The 14,020-nt window shown below is 55.6% G+C and carries 12 protein-coding genes and 1 other RNA gene; 11 read left to right on the forward strand and 2 right to left on the reverse strand.

Annotation, left to right across the window (positions count from 1 at the left end; genetic code table 11):
* Position 1: 1 nt before the first annotated feature.
* The gene (locus ACT3TY_RS02600) at positions 2–373 is read right to left on the reverse strand and encodes a YraN family protein (RefSeq protein ID WP_087109372.1); all 372 of its coding nucleotides are present in this window, start codon (positions 371–373) and stop codon (positions 2–4) included.
* Positions 373–1,863: a penicillin-binding protein activator gene (locus ACT3TY_RS02605; RefSeq protein ID WP_444627271.1), complete on the reverse strand. Its 1,491-nt coding sequence runs from the start codon at positions 1,861–1,863 to the stop codon at positions 373–375. The genes ACT3TY_RS02600 and ACT3TY_RS02605 overlap by 1 nt, the downstream gene beginning before the upstream one ends.
* Positions 1,864–1,974: 111 nt before the next feature.
* On the opposite strand from ACT3TY_RS02605, the gene rsmI reads away from it, so the two are divergent.
* The 11 genes from rsmI (at position 1,975) to murG (ending at position 13,987) form a co-directional block, all read left to right on the forward strand.
* On the forward strand, positions 1,975–2,832 hold the full coding sequence (gene rsmI / locus ACT3TY_RS02610) for a 16S rRNA (cytidine(1402)-2'-O)-methyltransferase (protein WP_172116337.1): 858 nt from the start codon (positions 1,975–1,977) through the stop codon (positions 2,830–2,832).
* A 32-nt stretch (positions 2,833–2,864) separates the two neighbouring features.
* Positions 2,865–3,238, forward strand: an RNA gene (rnpB, locus tag ACT3TY_RS02615) — RNase P RNA component class A.
* A 64-nt stretch (positions 3,239–3,302) separates the two neighbouring features.
* Positions 3,303–4,259, forward strand: coding sequence for a 16S rRNA (cytosine(1402)-N(4))-methyltransferase RsmH (gene rsmH / locus ACT3TY_RS02620; RefSeq protein ID WP_172116338.1), 957 nt, complete (start codon positions 3,303–3,305; stop codon positions 4,257–4,259).
* 2 nt (positions 4,260–4,261) lie between these two features.
* A complete protein-coding gene (gene ftsL / locus ACT3TY_RS02625; RefSeq protein WP_172116339.1) occupies positions 4,262–4,597 on the forward strand; it encodes a cell division protein FtsL in 336 nt (111 codons plus the stop codon).
* Positions 4,594–6,303: a peptidoglycan D,D-transpeptidase FtsI family protein gene (locus ACT3TY_RS02630; protein WP_441677045.1), complete on the forward strand. Its 1,710-nt coding sequence runs from the start codon at positions 4,594–4,596 to the stop codon at positions 6,301–6,303. Before ftsL ends, ACT3TY_RS02630 begins: the two co-directional genes overlap by 4 nt.
* Before the next feature lie 19 nt (positions 6,304–6,322).
* Positions 6,323–7,819: a UDP-N-acetylmuramoyl-L-alanyl-D-glutamate--2,6-diaminopimelate ligase gene (locus ACT3TY_RS02635; protein WP_444627272.1), complete on the forward strand. Its 1,497-nt coding sequence runs from the start codon at positions 6,323–6,325 to the stop codon at positions 7,817–7,819.
* Positions 7,816–9,174 carry a UDP-N-acetylmuramoyl-tripeptide--D-alanyl-D-alanine ligase gene (locus ACT3TY_RS02640; protein ID WP_444627273.1) on the forward strand — a complete coding sequence of 453 codons (1,359 nt, stop codon included), beginning with the start codon at positions 7,816–7,818 and terminating at the stop codon, positions 9,172–9,174. Before ACT3TY_RS02635 ends, ACT3TY_RS02640 begins: the two co-directional genes overlap by 4 nt.
* Before the next feature lie 9 nt (positions 9,175–9,183).
* Positions 9,184–10,266, forward strand: a complete 1,083-nt coding sequence (gene mraY / locus ACT3TY_RS02645) for a phospho-N-acetylmuramoyl-pentapeptide-transferase (RefSeq protein WP_172116343.1) — start codon at positions 9,184–9,186, stop codon at positions 10,264–10,266.
* Positions 10,267–10,311: 45 nt separating this feature from the next.
* A complete protein-coding gene (murD, locus tag ACT3TY_RS02650) occupies positions 10,312–11,691 on the forward strand; it encodes a UDP-N-acetylmuramoyl-L-alanine--D-glutamate ligase (RefSeq protein WP_172116344.1) in 1,380 nt (459 codons plus the stop codon).
* The gene (ftsW, locus tag ACT3TY_RS02655) at positions 11,688–12,872 is read left to right on the forward strand and encodes a putative lipid II flippase FtsW (RefSeq protein WP_444627274.1); all 1,185 of its coding nucleotides are present in this window, start codon (positions 11,688–11,690) and stop codon (positions 12,870–12,872) included. Before murD ends, ftsW begins: the two co-directional genes overlap by 4 nt.
* Before the next feature lie 17 nt (positions 12,873–12,889).
* Entirely contained in the window at positions 12,890–13,987 is a 1,098-nt protein-coding gene (gene murG / locus ACT3TY_RS02660; RefSeq protein WP_172116346.1) for an undecaprenyldiphospho-muramoylpentapeptide beta-N-acetylglucosaminyltransferase, read from the forward strand.
* Positions 13,988–14,020: the final 33 nt, after the last annotated feature.

Below are 14,020 nucleotides of genomic sequence, written 5' to 3' on the forward strand. Positions count from 1 at the left end.
ATTAGTAGGCATCAAAAGCCGCTTTCTCCCAGTGGAACTCGAGAGTGGGCGGAGCGCCCGTAATGGCAAGAATATCAAAGCGGCAAGGCGATGTAAGGCCGAAATTGCCAAGATATAGCTGAGCGGCCCGAATTAGGCGCTTTCTTTTTGTCGGCGTGATGGTTTCCAGAGGGTGTCCGTATCGCGTAGTTACCCGATGCTTTACTTCAACAAACACCAGTGTGTCACCGTCGCGCATCACCAGGTCAAGCTCGCCACCCTTTACGTGATGATTTTGGGTAACGAGGGTAAGGCCTCTTTGCTGCAGCCATTGAGCAGCTAACTGCTCAATGGCTGCGCCGCGTTTACGGGCGGTTTGGGCGTTATTTGCCATTATTGCCCAGGGATTAAAATGGGTGCCGGGACACCGTTTTGAAACTTCGCCCAGGGTAGTTCGCGATATATGCGGCCGTCACCCGTCAGGTAGAGCGTTCCCGTGCTGCCGCGTAGGCCATTTAGCGCTGAAATATCTGAAAGCTCAGTCGCAATTTCATAGGCATCTACGCCCATGGCCATTAGGCGGAACATGGAAGCGTCAGACTCTTCGCTCAAACGCTGGTAAGTAGGGTAGAACGGGAGTACTTCTTCACCACCGACAGCGGCGTCAGGAATTTGCCATGGAATATCCATAAACATGACGTCGTCAAGATCCTGGTCACGACGCGCTTGTAGGTGCCCTTCATGCAGGTGGGAGGTGGCGTAAATAGGCAGGTTGGGTGCGTAGTAGTAATCCATGGTGGGCGGGACTTGGCGAGCGTAGTCAGGCAAGGCCAGTAGGAACAAGGCATCAATATTGCCCAGTTGAGCACGTTCGCCACTCACGTTTAAGGCTGTCTGAACGGCATTGGTGACCGCGCTGTCCGGGTTATAGCGTACCGCCGTTGTCACTTCGCCACCCTGGCCGTGAAACTCATTCCAGAATGCTTCGCCGACTCGGCGTCCCCAGTCATTATCCGGCACCATTACCGACATCTGGCGATGTCCGTCCTGGTATGCGCGGCGTGCTGCCTGGCGAGCCTCATCTTCAGCGGAAAGACCGTACTGGAAAAGACCCGCAGCACGGTTCTGTTCGCCGCTTCCATAATTCAGCGCGAGGGTGGGAAGCGGTACGCTATTGCGTTGTTCGAGTTGGCTAACCTCGTCTTTGGCGAGGGGGCCGATAATCAGTTGCGCGTTCATCTGTCCTGCACGGCTATAAATCTCATCCATCGAATATTGTGACGCGTCGATGAAGCTGAGCTGTACATTGTCACCGCGAATCTCGTGATGGCGACGCATGGCGGTCGATAGCGTATTGGCGACGCCGCTAAGCGGGCCTGATTCGGGCAGGGCCACAATGATGCGGCTTATGTCCTGACCCTCAAGACTTGGTAGTGTCAGTTGTTCCATGTCGGGTTCATCAAGCGCGGTACGCGCCCAGCGCTGGCGCTCTGTCAGCGTTTCGCGTTGATCATCCTGAATGGGCAGGTCGTCGTTGAGCACTTGCGTGGCACGCAGCACGGCGCGTGGATTATCCATGCCACGCGCTAATTCAGAGAAAAGCAGTGCCCAGCGAACGCGATCCGTGTCTGAAAGCCTGACTTCATCAAGCGCATCGGCTGTCTCAAAAGCACGTTGCCGCTGCCCTTGTTGGGCAAAAATGGTGGCTGCTTCGAGACGAGTTTTAGCCGCTTGATTCGGGGCCTGCTGTTCTGCCTGATTGAGCAAACGGCCCGCTTCCTGATCGTCCGCGCGGTCGACCACGCTGGGCGATTGCATCGCACAGCCAGTCATAAGAAGTGCCAAGAGGCCTGTGGCGAGTACGCCACGCAGAGACTGTTTCATGTATCCTTCCTTAGTTTTCATTTGCGCTGTCGCCGCATGTCAGTGGGTAAGTTGGCATAGCACAAGCATAGCGCACCGTCAGAGCAAGCCATTAACAAATCGGGAGTCACGATGACACACCACAATCCGGGCACATTGTACGTGGTTGCCACCCCAATTGGGAATTTGGACGATTTATCGCCGCGTGCAGCTCGGGTATTAGCGGAAGTATCGCGCATCGCGGCAGAGGATACGCGTCATAGCGCCCGCTTATTGGCGCATTTGGGGATTAATACACCCATGCTGTCGCTTCATGAACATAATGAGGCGCGCCGAGTGGATACCCTGGATGCTTATCTGGAGGCAGGCGAAAGTATTGCATTGATTAGCGATGCTGGAACGCCGCTTATTTGTGACCCTGGGTTTGTGCTGGTGAGAGAGCTGCGCGTGCGTGGCCGTCATGTGGTGGCGCTGCCCGGGCCTTGTGCCTTTGTGACGGCGCTTTCTGGGGCGGGTCTGCCGACTGATCGCTTCACGTTTTGCGGTTTTTTACCCGCCAAGCCAGGCCCGCGCCGCCAGGCGCTGGAGCAGTGGCAAGCTCGGGAAGAAACGCTGGTGTTTTACGAATCCCCACACCGTATTGTGCATACCCTGGAGGCGCTGCGTGACCAAATGCCCGAACGTAGCGTGGTATTGGCCAGGGAGTTGACTAAAACGTTTGAGACCTTTCTTCAGGGCACTCCGGAAGCCCTGCTGGCGCAGCTAACAGAAGATCCTAACCAGGCAAGAGGCGAGTTTGTGGTAATGGTGGCAGGTGCCCCGCCCGTCACTCAAAGCGAACATCAAAATATTGGTGCAGATGCGTTGATGAAAGTACTGCTGGATGAGGGCGTAGGTGTCAAGCAAGGAGCAGCGATAGTGGCTCGAATGCTGGGCGGTCGCAAACAAGAGTGGTATGCAAGATTGCAGGCAATTAAAACCGAGCATTGAGGCGAAGCGAGGGCGCTGGTATGCTTGCCGCCGGAGTTGGCCAGACAGTCGCCGCTAACCCATCTTTTTGATGGGCTGGGGGAGGAAAGTCCGGGCTCCATAGGGCAGAGTGCCAGGTAACGCCTGGGCGGCGTAAGCCGACGGAAAGTGCAGCAGAGAGTAGACCGCCTAAGCCTCTTGAAATAAACCTCAAAGGGCCGGTAAGGGTGAAAGGGTGCGGTAAGAGCGCACCGCGCGCCTGGCAACAGTGCGTGGCATGGTAAACCCCACTCGGAGCAAGACCAAATAGGGACCCAAAGGCGTGGCCCGCGCTGGGTCCGGGTAGGTTGCTTGAGCGCTGTGGTGACGCAGCGCCTAGAGGAATGACTGTCCACGACAGAACCCGGCTTATCGGCCGACTCCCCATTTCCATAAGGGGCCCGCAGTAGCGAGCCCCTTTTATTTTTCTATGAGATTTGTGTGAGAGTAACATGCCTTCTCCTGACGCTGACCAGGTCGTTTCACCGTTTCGCCATACCAGCGTATTACTGGAAGGGGCGGTTGATACCCTTGTACATACTCCTGACGGTATTTATTTAGATGGCACCTTTGGTCGTGGCGGTCATTCGCGGTTAATCCTGTCTCGCCTTGGCGACCAGGGGCGCCTGATGGCCATGGACCGCGATCCCCAAGCTATTGCTGCCGCCGCTGAAATCGATGATGCGCGTTTTCAAATTACCCAGCGTGAATTCGCCCGCCTGGCTGACTATGCGCGTGAGCAGGGTGTGTTTGGCAAGCTGTCTGGCGTGTTGTTGGATATAGGTGTTTCTTCTCCGCAGTTGGATGACCCTGAGCGTGGGTTTAGCTTTATGCGCAATGGTCCGCTGGATATGCGTATGGACCCGACGCAAGGCGAAAGTGCAGCCACATTTTTAGCACGTGCTAAAGAGGCGGATATCGCTCACGTGTTTAAAGCCTACGGTGAAGAGCGCTATGCAAAGCGCTTGGCACGTGCGGTGGTCGAGCGGCGTGTTGAAACGCCGTTTACGCATACGGTCGACCTGGCCGAGGTGCTGAAAAAAGCCCACCCTGCTTGGGAAAAGGGGCGGCACCCTGCGACCAAAGCATTTCAAGGGTTACGAATTTATCTAAATGGTGAACTAGATCAACTTGATGCTGCCTTAGACGCAGCCCTTGAAGCGCTAGCGCCCGGTGGTCATCTTGTGGTTATCAGTTTCCACTCGCTGGAAGATCGCCGTGTAAAACGCTTTATACGTCATTATGTGCGTGGCGATTCGCATCTACCGCGTGGTATGCCTATCCGTGATGATCAGTTAAATCGCCGTCTTGAGGCGTTGGGCAAAGGCGTACGCCCTAGTGATGACGAGGTGGTCGGTAATCCACGTGCGCGCAGCGCCGTTATGCGGGCTGCCCGAAAACGAGTATAACCATGAGCATGGATCGGATTGAGCGTTGGAGCTCAACGCTACGCACTGAATGGCCCTTTAAACTACGTTTTCGCACGTGGCCGCTGGTTATTTGCCTGCTTTTTTTTGCCTGCATTGTTAGTGGCTTAGCCACCGTTGTTGTTACTCATTTAACACGCGTTCAGTATGCTCAGCTGCAACAGCTTGGGCAGGAGAAAAATCAGCTGCAGACCGAATGGGGGCAGTTGCTTTTGGAAGAGGGCGCTTGGTCGACACCCGCTCGTATTGAGCAAATTTCGACGGAGCGCTTGGATATGCGTATTCCTGATGTGCATGATGTTGAGGTGATACGACCATGAGAGGCGAACGTCGGGGAGGGATGCCCCGTCATCTACCTGTTGCCCCCCCGTTAGGTAACGGTCGTTTTTACTTTATATTGATCGTATTTTGCGTAGTGGCATGCATCCTTATTGGGCGCATCACACTGCTACAGGTGATTGACCGACCCTTTCTACAGAGCCAGGGAGATGCGCGAACACTTCGCCATGAAGCGATCCCTGCGCACCGCGGCATGATCACGGATCGAAACGGCGAGCCGCTCGCGATCTCAACACCGGTTGTTACGCTGTGGGCCAATCCTCAAGAGCTACCCGAAGATGGTATTCAGCGCGTAATGCTGGCGCAGGCGCTAGGCATGTCGCCGGATGACTTTGAGGCGCGGGTTGAACTTTATAGCAGCCGTGAGTTTATGTACCTTCGCCGCCAGATGACGCCTCAAGCGGCCCAGCAGATTCTGGATTTACGCACGCCCGGCGTGTATCCCCAGCGCGAGTACAAACGTTACTACCCTGCTGGCGAGGTCGCCGCACAGATACTTGGCGTGACCAATGTAGATGATAGGGGGCAGGAGGGGTTGGAGCTCTCTTATCAGCCTTTCCTGGCCGGTCACCCTGGCCAGCGCCGCGTCATTAAAGACCGCCGTGGGCGTTTGGTGCGCGAGCTAGGCGTCATACGTGAAGCGCAGCCAGGCGGAGACTTGGTGCTCTCAATTGATCAGCGCATTCAATATATGGCGTACCGGGAGCTTCGAGCGGCGGTGGCTGAGCATGAAGCCGATGGTGGCGTGCTTGTCATGATGGATGCCCGCACCGGCGAGGTGTTGGCGATGGCTAACCTGCCTTCTTATAACCCTAATAATCGTACCGGGCTTGATCCCCGTGGGTTGCGTAACCAGGCGCTGGTTGATGTGTTTGAGCCAGGCTCTGTTATGAAACCGCTGGCCATGGCAGCCATTCTTGAAAGCGGCATTGTGGATCGCGATGCCGTTGTGGATACGTCGCCTGGCTGGATGCGTCTTGATCAATTTACCATTCGTGACTTTCGCGATTATGGTGAGTTGACGCTTGCTGGTATTTTGGAGCACTCATCCAACGTGGGTATGTCCCGTTTAACGTTGCAGTTAAGCGATACGGCTATGTGGGAAAAATATAACCAACTAGGGCTGGGGCAATCCCCTGGAACGGGTTTTCCTGGGGAGTCAACGGGCAGTCTTCCGGCCCCGGTGCGCTGGTCGCGTAGTGAGCGGGCAGCGCTCTCTTACGGCTATGGTTTGTCTACCTCGGCTGTTCAATTAGCCAGTGCTTATACCGCGCTGGCTAATGGTGGCATGCGCTTACCGCCTTCATTGCTACGCCTTTCTGAACCGCCCCAAGGACTGCCTGCCATTGAGCCCGCCGTCGCCAATGATTTGCTGAGTATTCTGGAGACATCCGTTGCCGCCTATACCGGTGGTCGGCGCGCACGCGTTGAAGGTTATCGTGTGGGAGGCAAAACCGGGACTGTGCGTAAGTCGGGGCAGGGCGGTTATACCACGGATGCTTATCGCAGTGTATTTGCAGGCATTGCGCCTATTTCCGACCCGCGTATTGTGACCGTGGTGATGATTGATCACCCTAAAGCGGGTGAATTTTATGGCGGTGCAGTGGCCGCTCCGGTCTTTTCAAGCGTGACAGGCAACGCATTGCGCTTGTTGGACGTACCGCCAGACCATGAAGTTGACGAGTAAGAATGGCTAAGGAGATGGCATGACGTTGGCTCCCACCGATGTATGGAGTGCGCTGAGCAAAGTATGGCCGGGTGCTTCGTTTGAGCAGCCGCTTCCCGAACTACCCGCGTCTTTACGTCTGACCACCGATTCACGCGCGCTGGAAGTCGGCGATATATTTGTAGCTGTTCCAGGTAGTCAGCGTGACGGGCGCGATTTTATTCGCGCAGTGCTTGAGCAAGGCGCTTCGCTGGTGCTGGCGCATACCACGGAGCGCCATGCGACCTGGGATGGGCGTGTACTCTACTTGCCACATCTGGCTGCCCGCTTGGGAGAGTTGGGTAAACAACTTTTTAATGTTCCGGATGACCTTGAGGTTATTGGCGTCACCGGTACCAATGGTAAAAGCTCCGTTACTCATTACATTGCAGAACTTAGCGAAGCGCTAGGTGTTCCGGCGGGTGTGGTAGGAACGCTGGGTGTAGGCCGCCCAGGCCAGCTAGTGGATACTGGGCTCACCACGCCGGGGCCTTTAGCCCTGCAGGCGGCGTTTGGAGAGCTGGCGCTTCAGGGCATTAAGCGAGTAGCGCTTGAGGCTTCCTCTCATGCCCTTGACCAACATCGTTTAGATGCTGCCAATATAAAGGTGGGCGTGTTTACCAATCTAACGCGAGATCATCTTGATTATCATGGCAGCATGGCGGCTTATGCCGCGGCCAAGGCGAAGCTGTTCAGACGTAGCGAGCTTGAGCTTGCAGTGGTTAATGCCGATGATCCTCTGGCGCGATTGATGCTGGCTGGTTGTGATCAAAGCGTTCGCGTATTGGCGGTCGGTCAGGATGAGGCCGTAACGCTACGGGTGATGGACGTTCAGACAAGCGAAACAGGCCAGCAAGCACTTATTGCCACGCCCGAAGGCGAGCGCATGTTAGTGCTGGGTCTGGTCGGGTGCTTCAACTTGGATAATGTGTTGTTGGCCATGGCGACGCTTTATGGATGGGGCCATTCGATTAACTCACTTTTCGAGGCTGCCGCTGCGCTTACCCCGGTGCCTGGCCGTATGGCGCTTTATCACGCAAAAGGCGTTCCGGGCGTGGTGATTGACTATGCCCATACTCCTGATGCGTTACACAATGCGCTCACAGCGCTGCGCGCCCATTTAAGCAAGGCGGGCAAGCTGTGGTGTGTGTTTGGCTGTGGCGGTGAGCGCGACACAGGCAAGCGCGCAGAAATGGCAAAAGCGGCGGAGGCTCTGGCGGATGTGGTCGTGGTGACTGACGATAATCCACGGGGCGAGTCAGCAGCGCAGATTCGTCAGCACATTATTGCCGGGCTCGCCTCAACGGCAACACTGCTCGAAATAGCGGACCGTCGTCACGCGATCAGTCAAGTAATTCAGCAGGCAGCTCAAAACGATGTGATTCTGGTCGCAGGGAAAGGCCACGAGGCCTATCAGGAGATCAACGGCGTCCGCCACGCTTATAACGATGAAGATGAAGTCATGAAGGCGTTTGCATTGCGGGGTAGTGCACAATGAACTGGACACTGGCCGATGCCGCCAGAGTGCTGGGAATTATGGTGCCCGCCAGCGATGCATCGCGCGCATTTACCTCCATTGTGACGGACACTCGGCAGATTGTGCCTGGCTGCTTATTCATCGCGCTTAAAGGGCCGCGGTTTGATGGTCATGATTTTATCGAACAGGCCCGCGACAAAGGCGCGGCGGTGGCACTGGTTGAGTCCGCTGTTGAAAGTCCACTGACTCAGTTGGTATGCCCTGATACACGCCTGGGGCTTGGGCTTTTAGCGGGCGCGTGGCGCCGTCAGTGCGGGATTCCGTTAGTCGGTATCACGGGAAATAGTGGCAAAACGACGGTGAAGGAGATGACGGCTGCGCTGTTATCGCCGTTGGGTAACGTGTTGGCCACCAAAGCCAATCTTAATAACGATATTGGCGTACCCCTCACGCTTTTACGCTTAGCGCCCGAGCATCAAGCAGGCGTGATTGAGTTAGGCGCAAATCACTTGGGTGAAATCGCTTGGTCCAGTCGATTAACCGTACCGGATGTGGCGGTGATTACCAACGTAACGGGCGCGCATGTTGGCGAGTTTGGAGGCATGGGTCATATTGCCCAAGCCAAAAGCGAGCTGCTGAACGGTCTAAGTGAGCAGGGCATCGCGGTGCTCAATCGCGATGATCGTTACTACCCCTTTTGGGCTGCCTGTGCGTCGCCGCGCCGTGTGATCAGTTTTGGGTTTGATAGTACCGCGGATGTTCATGCCTCGGCGCTTTCCTGTGACTCTCAGGGGCGGTATGCTTTCACGCTTGTTCAACATGGCAAGCCGCTGGGTGATGTGCAGCTTGCCATGCCAGGTAAGCACAACGTGAGCAATGCGCTGGCCGCGGCTGCGGCCGCATTAGCGATAGGCGTCACGCCCATGGATGTGATTGAAGGTCTGCAGACCCTACGCGCGTTGAAGGGAAGGCTAAGTATCGTTTCGGGACTTAATGGTGCCACGCTGTTAGACGATACGTATAATGCCAACCCAGGGGCGGTCAAAGCCGCTATGGAGACGTTAATGCGTTTCCCCGCGCCGCGTTGGTGCGCGCTGGGCGCCATGGGTGAGCTGGGAGACGAAACGGAAAAACTGCATGCTGAGATGGGCCGCTACGCGGCTGAGCTTGGCATCGACGGGCTGTTGACGTTGGGTGATAACGCGCGTCCAGCTTGTGACGCCTTCGGTCGCGGGCAGCATTTTGACGACCACGAGACGCTAGTACGTCATGTCATTAATACTTTGCCGCCCAATGCCACGTTGTTGGTTAAAGGGTCGCGTAGCGCGGGTATGGAAAAGATCATTACTGCGCTGTGCTCGGATGAAATAAGGTAAACGCCGTTCATGTTACTTTACTTGGCGAATTTTTTAGCTCAGTACCATACGGGCTTTCAGGTTTTTAACTATCTCACCTTGCGCGTCATTCTTGCCGCGTTAACGTCATTAATGCTTTGCCTTTGGCTGGGGCCGTGGGTTATTCGCCGGCTTGTGGAAGGCCAGATAGGCCAGGCCGTGCGTGATGATGGCCCGCAGTCACATCTATCAAAAGCGGGCACCCCTACTATGGGAGGGGTGATGATCCTGCTGGCCATCGGCATCAGCACCATCATATGGGGTGATTTAACCAACCGCTACGTGTGGGTGGTATTGGCCGTTACGCTGGGCTTCGGCGCGATAGGCTGGGTCGATGATTACCGGAAAGTGGTAGAAAAGAACCCGCGAGGCCTGCCGGCACGCTGGAAATACTTTTGGCAGTCGGTGGTAGGCCTTGGCGCTGCGTTAGTGCTGTTTTTCACCGCAACCACGCCCGTTGAAACCAGCTTGTTGGTGCCGCTGTTTAAAGACGTCGCACTGCCGCTTGGTGTGTTCTATATCGTATTAACCTACCTGGTGATTGTGGGTAGTTCTAACGCCGTGAATTTAACCGACGGGCTGGATGGCTTGGCCATTATGCCAACCGTGCTGGTAGCGATGGGATTGTCGGTGTTTGCCTACGCTAGCGGTAATGCAGTGTTCGCCAACTACTTGCATATCCCGTTTATAAACGGCACCGGTGAGCTGGCTATTTTCTGCGCCACGATTGCAGGTGCGGGTCTCGGCTTTTTATGGTTTAACACGTACCCCGCCCAGGTGTTTATGGGAGATGTAGGTGCGCTTGCCCTGGGGGCGGCGCTTGGGGTTGTGGCGGTCATCGTTCGCCAGGAGATCGTCCTGTTTATTATGGGCGGTATCTTCGTAGTGGAGACGTTGTCGGTGATCCTGCAAGTTGGGTCTTACAAACTGACGGGTCGGCGTATTTTCCGTATGGCGCCGCTGCATCACCACTTCGAGTTAAAAGGTTGGCCTGAGCCACGCGTTATTGTGCGCTTCTGGATCATTACCGTTGTGCTGGTGCTGCTGGGCCTCGCGACGCTCAAGGTTCGTTAATCGGTAGCGTTATCGCCTTAAGCGTAAACCGCAAAGGAGCCAGAGATGGTGCGAGTACCCAAGGGTGTCACGGTGGTCGTTGGCTTGGGCCTTTCAGGTCGAGCAATATGCCGCCACCTGGCACGCACGCATACGCCGTTTATGGTCGTCGATACGCGCAGCGAGCCGCCGGGGCTTGACGCTTTTTATGCAGCTCATCCAAACGTTGACGTCATCTGCGGCCCTCTGACGTCGCTCGATTTTACGGATGCTTATGAAGTAGTGCTTAGCCCAGGCGTTGGCCCTGATTCGCCGGGTCTTGAAAGCCTGGCTGGGCGCGTTAACCCGTATACTGGCGAGCCTGTGCTGATTGGTGAAACGGCGCTATTTGTTCGCGCGACCCAGGTCCCCATTGCGGCTATCACGGGATCAAACGCGAAATCCACGGTGACCACTCTACTGGGTGAGATGGCCAGGGCGGCTGGTTTGCGAGTGGCGGTTGGCGGCAACCTGGGAACGCCCGCGCTGGATTTATTGGCCGAGCAGCCGGATGCAGAGCTGTATGTTCTTGAACTTTCCAGTTTTCAGCTTGAAACCACGCCTGTCTTGGGTGCGAAAGTCGCGGCTTTCTTGAATCTTAGCGAAGATCATTTGGATAGGCATGGTGATATGTCGGCCTATCGTTTGGCAAAACAACGTATTTTTAACGGCGCGGAGTATGCGGTTGTCAATCAGGACGACCCCCTGACCTGGCCTTTTCAAGCAAGACCAGGCATTGTCAGCTTTTCAGCGAACCCGCCCACAGACAACAATTGGGGGCTGGTATGGCAAGGGGCCGAGCTTATGCTCATGCAGGGGCAGACGCCATGGGTTTCGGCAAGTGAATTGAAGATAGCTGGCCAGCACAACTATACGAATGCATTAGCGGCACTGGCAATGGGGCAGGCGTTGGCGCTTGATGCATTTGCCATGGTAGAAGCCTTAAAAGCCTTTACGGGGTTGCCTCACCGGAGCGAAACAGTAGCCTGTATTAATGGGGTGACGTGGATAAACGACTCGAAGGGCACCAATGTTGGGGCAACATTAGCCGCTATTGAAGGGTTGGGCGCCACGTTAACGGGCCGCTTGATTTGGTTGGCGGGTGGTGTAGGTAAAGGCGCTGACTTTTCGCCGTTAGCGGTGCCGTTGGCGCGCTGCGCGCGGCTGGCACTGCTATTTGGTGCTGATAGTGAGCGAATTTCAGACGCGGTAGCGGCGCATGTGCCGGTCCAGCAGGTAAACGACTTAACGCAGGCAATGGAGGCCGCATTTAGCCAGGCAGAGCCTGGCGACTGTGTGTTGCTGTCACCTGCCTGTGCAAGCCTGGACCAGTTTCCCAACTACCAGGTTCGAGGTGATGCTTTTCGTCACTGGGTGGAAAGCAGTGTGACGGGAGTATCCTTATGAGCCGATTAAAGCGCTTGCACACTGTATTAACGACGCGAAACTCCCCCTGTGATATCTGGCTCATTGCAGCCGCTGTGGCGCTTGCAGGCATTGGCTGGGTGATGGTCAGCTCGGCCTCAATAGGGCTTCTGGAGAATAGCTTCTACTACTTTCGGCAGCATGGGGTTTTCTTGCTCATTTCAACGCTAGGCTGCCTGTTTATGCTTAGCGTACCCCTTGAAGTATGGCGCCAGAATGCGGCACTGATTTTTTTAATCAGCGTAGCATTGTTGGTAGGCGTGTTGCTGTTTGGTCAGGAAATTAACGGCAGTAAGCGCTGGATATCGCTGCCGGGCCCGCTGCCTAGTCTTCAAGTATCTGAGCTTGGTAAAATAGGCCTTATCTTTTACATGGCGATGTTTATGTCGCGTTTTACCTATGATTTACGCCGCCGTGTTTTTACCATGTGGCGCCCCATTGCGGTGTTGGCGCTACCAGCAGGACTGCTGTTTTTAGCGCCCGACTTTGGCGGCATGGTGGTCTACACCGCGTGTGTCATTGGCATGTTAATGATGAGTGGTGCATCGCTCGTGTTACTTATTGGCAGCGGTGCTGTTTTGGGATTTGGTGCGGTCATGATGGTGGCGCTGGAGCCTTATCGTCTGGCGCGTTGGACCAGTTTTTTGGACCCGTGGGCAGACCAGTTCGCAACCGGCTATCAGTTGACCCAAGCGCTGATTGCCTTTGGTCGTGGGCATGTTACAGGCACCGGGTTAGGAAATAGTGTCCAGAAACTGCACTATTTACCCGAGGCGCATACCGATTTTATCTTTGCCGTTATTGCCGAAGAGCTAGGCATGATTGGCGCTATTGCGATTATCCTGCTGTTTACCCTGTTGATTAGTCGCGCCATGTGGATTGGCCGGAAGGCTGAACTTGCGGGCCATCTTTTTGGTGCTTACGTAAGTTACGGTATCTGTTTTGTTATTGCCTCTCAGGCATTTATCAATATGGCGGTAAGCTCGGGGCTACTACCCACCAAGGGACTGACCTTGCCTTTGATAAGTTATGGTGGTTCGAGCTTACTGGTTATTGGCATGATGATTGGTCTGCTTTTGCGGGTTGATGCAGAAACACGACAGCGGCCGAGCCGTGCGCCAACCCCCTATAAACCGCGCCATGAACCGCGGTTATCGAAATAACTTTCAAGGAGTCGTTTGTGACGGTGAACGCACATCGGCGTGTTTTAATCATGGCAGGAGGAACGGGCGGGCATGTGATCCCCGCGCTTTCCCTTGCGCGTGCGCTTATGGCGCAAAACATTGACGTTGAGTGGTTGGGTAGCCCCAGAGGTATTGAAAATCGACTGGTGCCCGAGGCCGGTATTAAGCTGCATACCATTGCCGTTAGCGGGTTGCGCGGTAATGGTGTGGCCGGCTGGTTTAAAGCGCCGGTGAACCTTAGCCGAGCTATTTGGCAGGCACGTGACGTCATAAAAAGCTTTAAGCCGCAGCTGGTGGTTGGCCTCGGTGGTTTTGCCAGTGGTCCGGGCGGGCTTGCTGCGTGGCTATCGGGTATTCCGCTGGTCGTTCATGAGCAAAATGCAGTTGCCGGCTTAACCAACCGCGTGCTTTCTCGCCTGGCGACGCGCAGCTATGCTGCCTTTTCTGAAGCGTTCGGTACGCGGGCAGACGTCATTGGCAACCCCGTGCGTGAAGATATAGCGACACTTGGCCAAGTGCCGCGTACGATCGAGGCATTACAGGGGCGTCCGCTGCGCTTGTTAGTGGTGGGGGGGTCATTAGGTGCTGTGGCATTAAATGAACGCTTGCCTCAAGCAATTGCTGCGCTATCACCCGGTAAGCGCCCGGAAATACGCCACCAGGCCGGGAAGTCGCGGGACGCTCAAACGGCACAAGGGTACGCCGAACATGGCATACAGGCCGACGTTTCCCCGTTTATTGATGATATGGCCGCAGCGTATGATTGGGCTGATTTGGTGGTTTGTCGAGCGGGGGCGCTAACGGTTGCAGAGCTGGCGGCTGCGGCAAAGCCCTCGCTTCTTGTTCCGTTTCCTTTTGCGGTCGATGATCACCAGCGAGTCAATGCCAATGTACTGGTTAATGCGGGTGCTGCGTTATGCGTTGTGCAATCCGCGCTGACGCCTGAGCGTTTAACGCACTATTTAAATGACTTGTTAGAGCCCGCTACGCTGGCGCTGATGGCTTCCCGTGCACGCCAGGCTGCGCACCTGGATGCCACAGAGCGATTAGCCGAAGGATGCCTGGCGATACTACACAAAGGAGAAAACGTGTGACCGACTCAGTAACCCCATCGTCGCTGCAACGCA

It is taken from the genome of Halomonas sp. AOP22-C1-8, assembly GCF_052378905.1.
Lineage (GTDB): Bacteria > Pseudomonadota > Gammaproteobacteria > Pseudomonadales > Halomonadaceae > Vreelandella > Vreelandella citrativorans.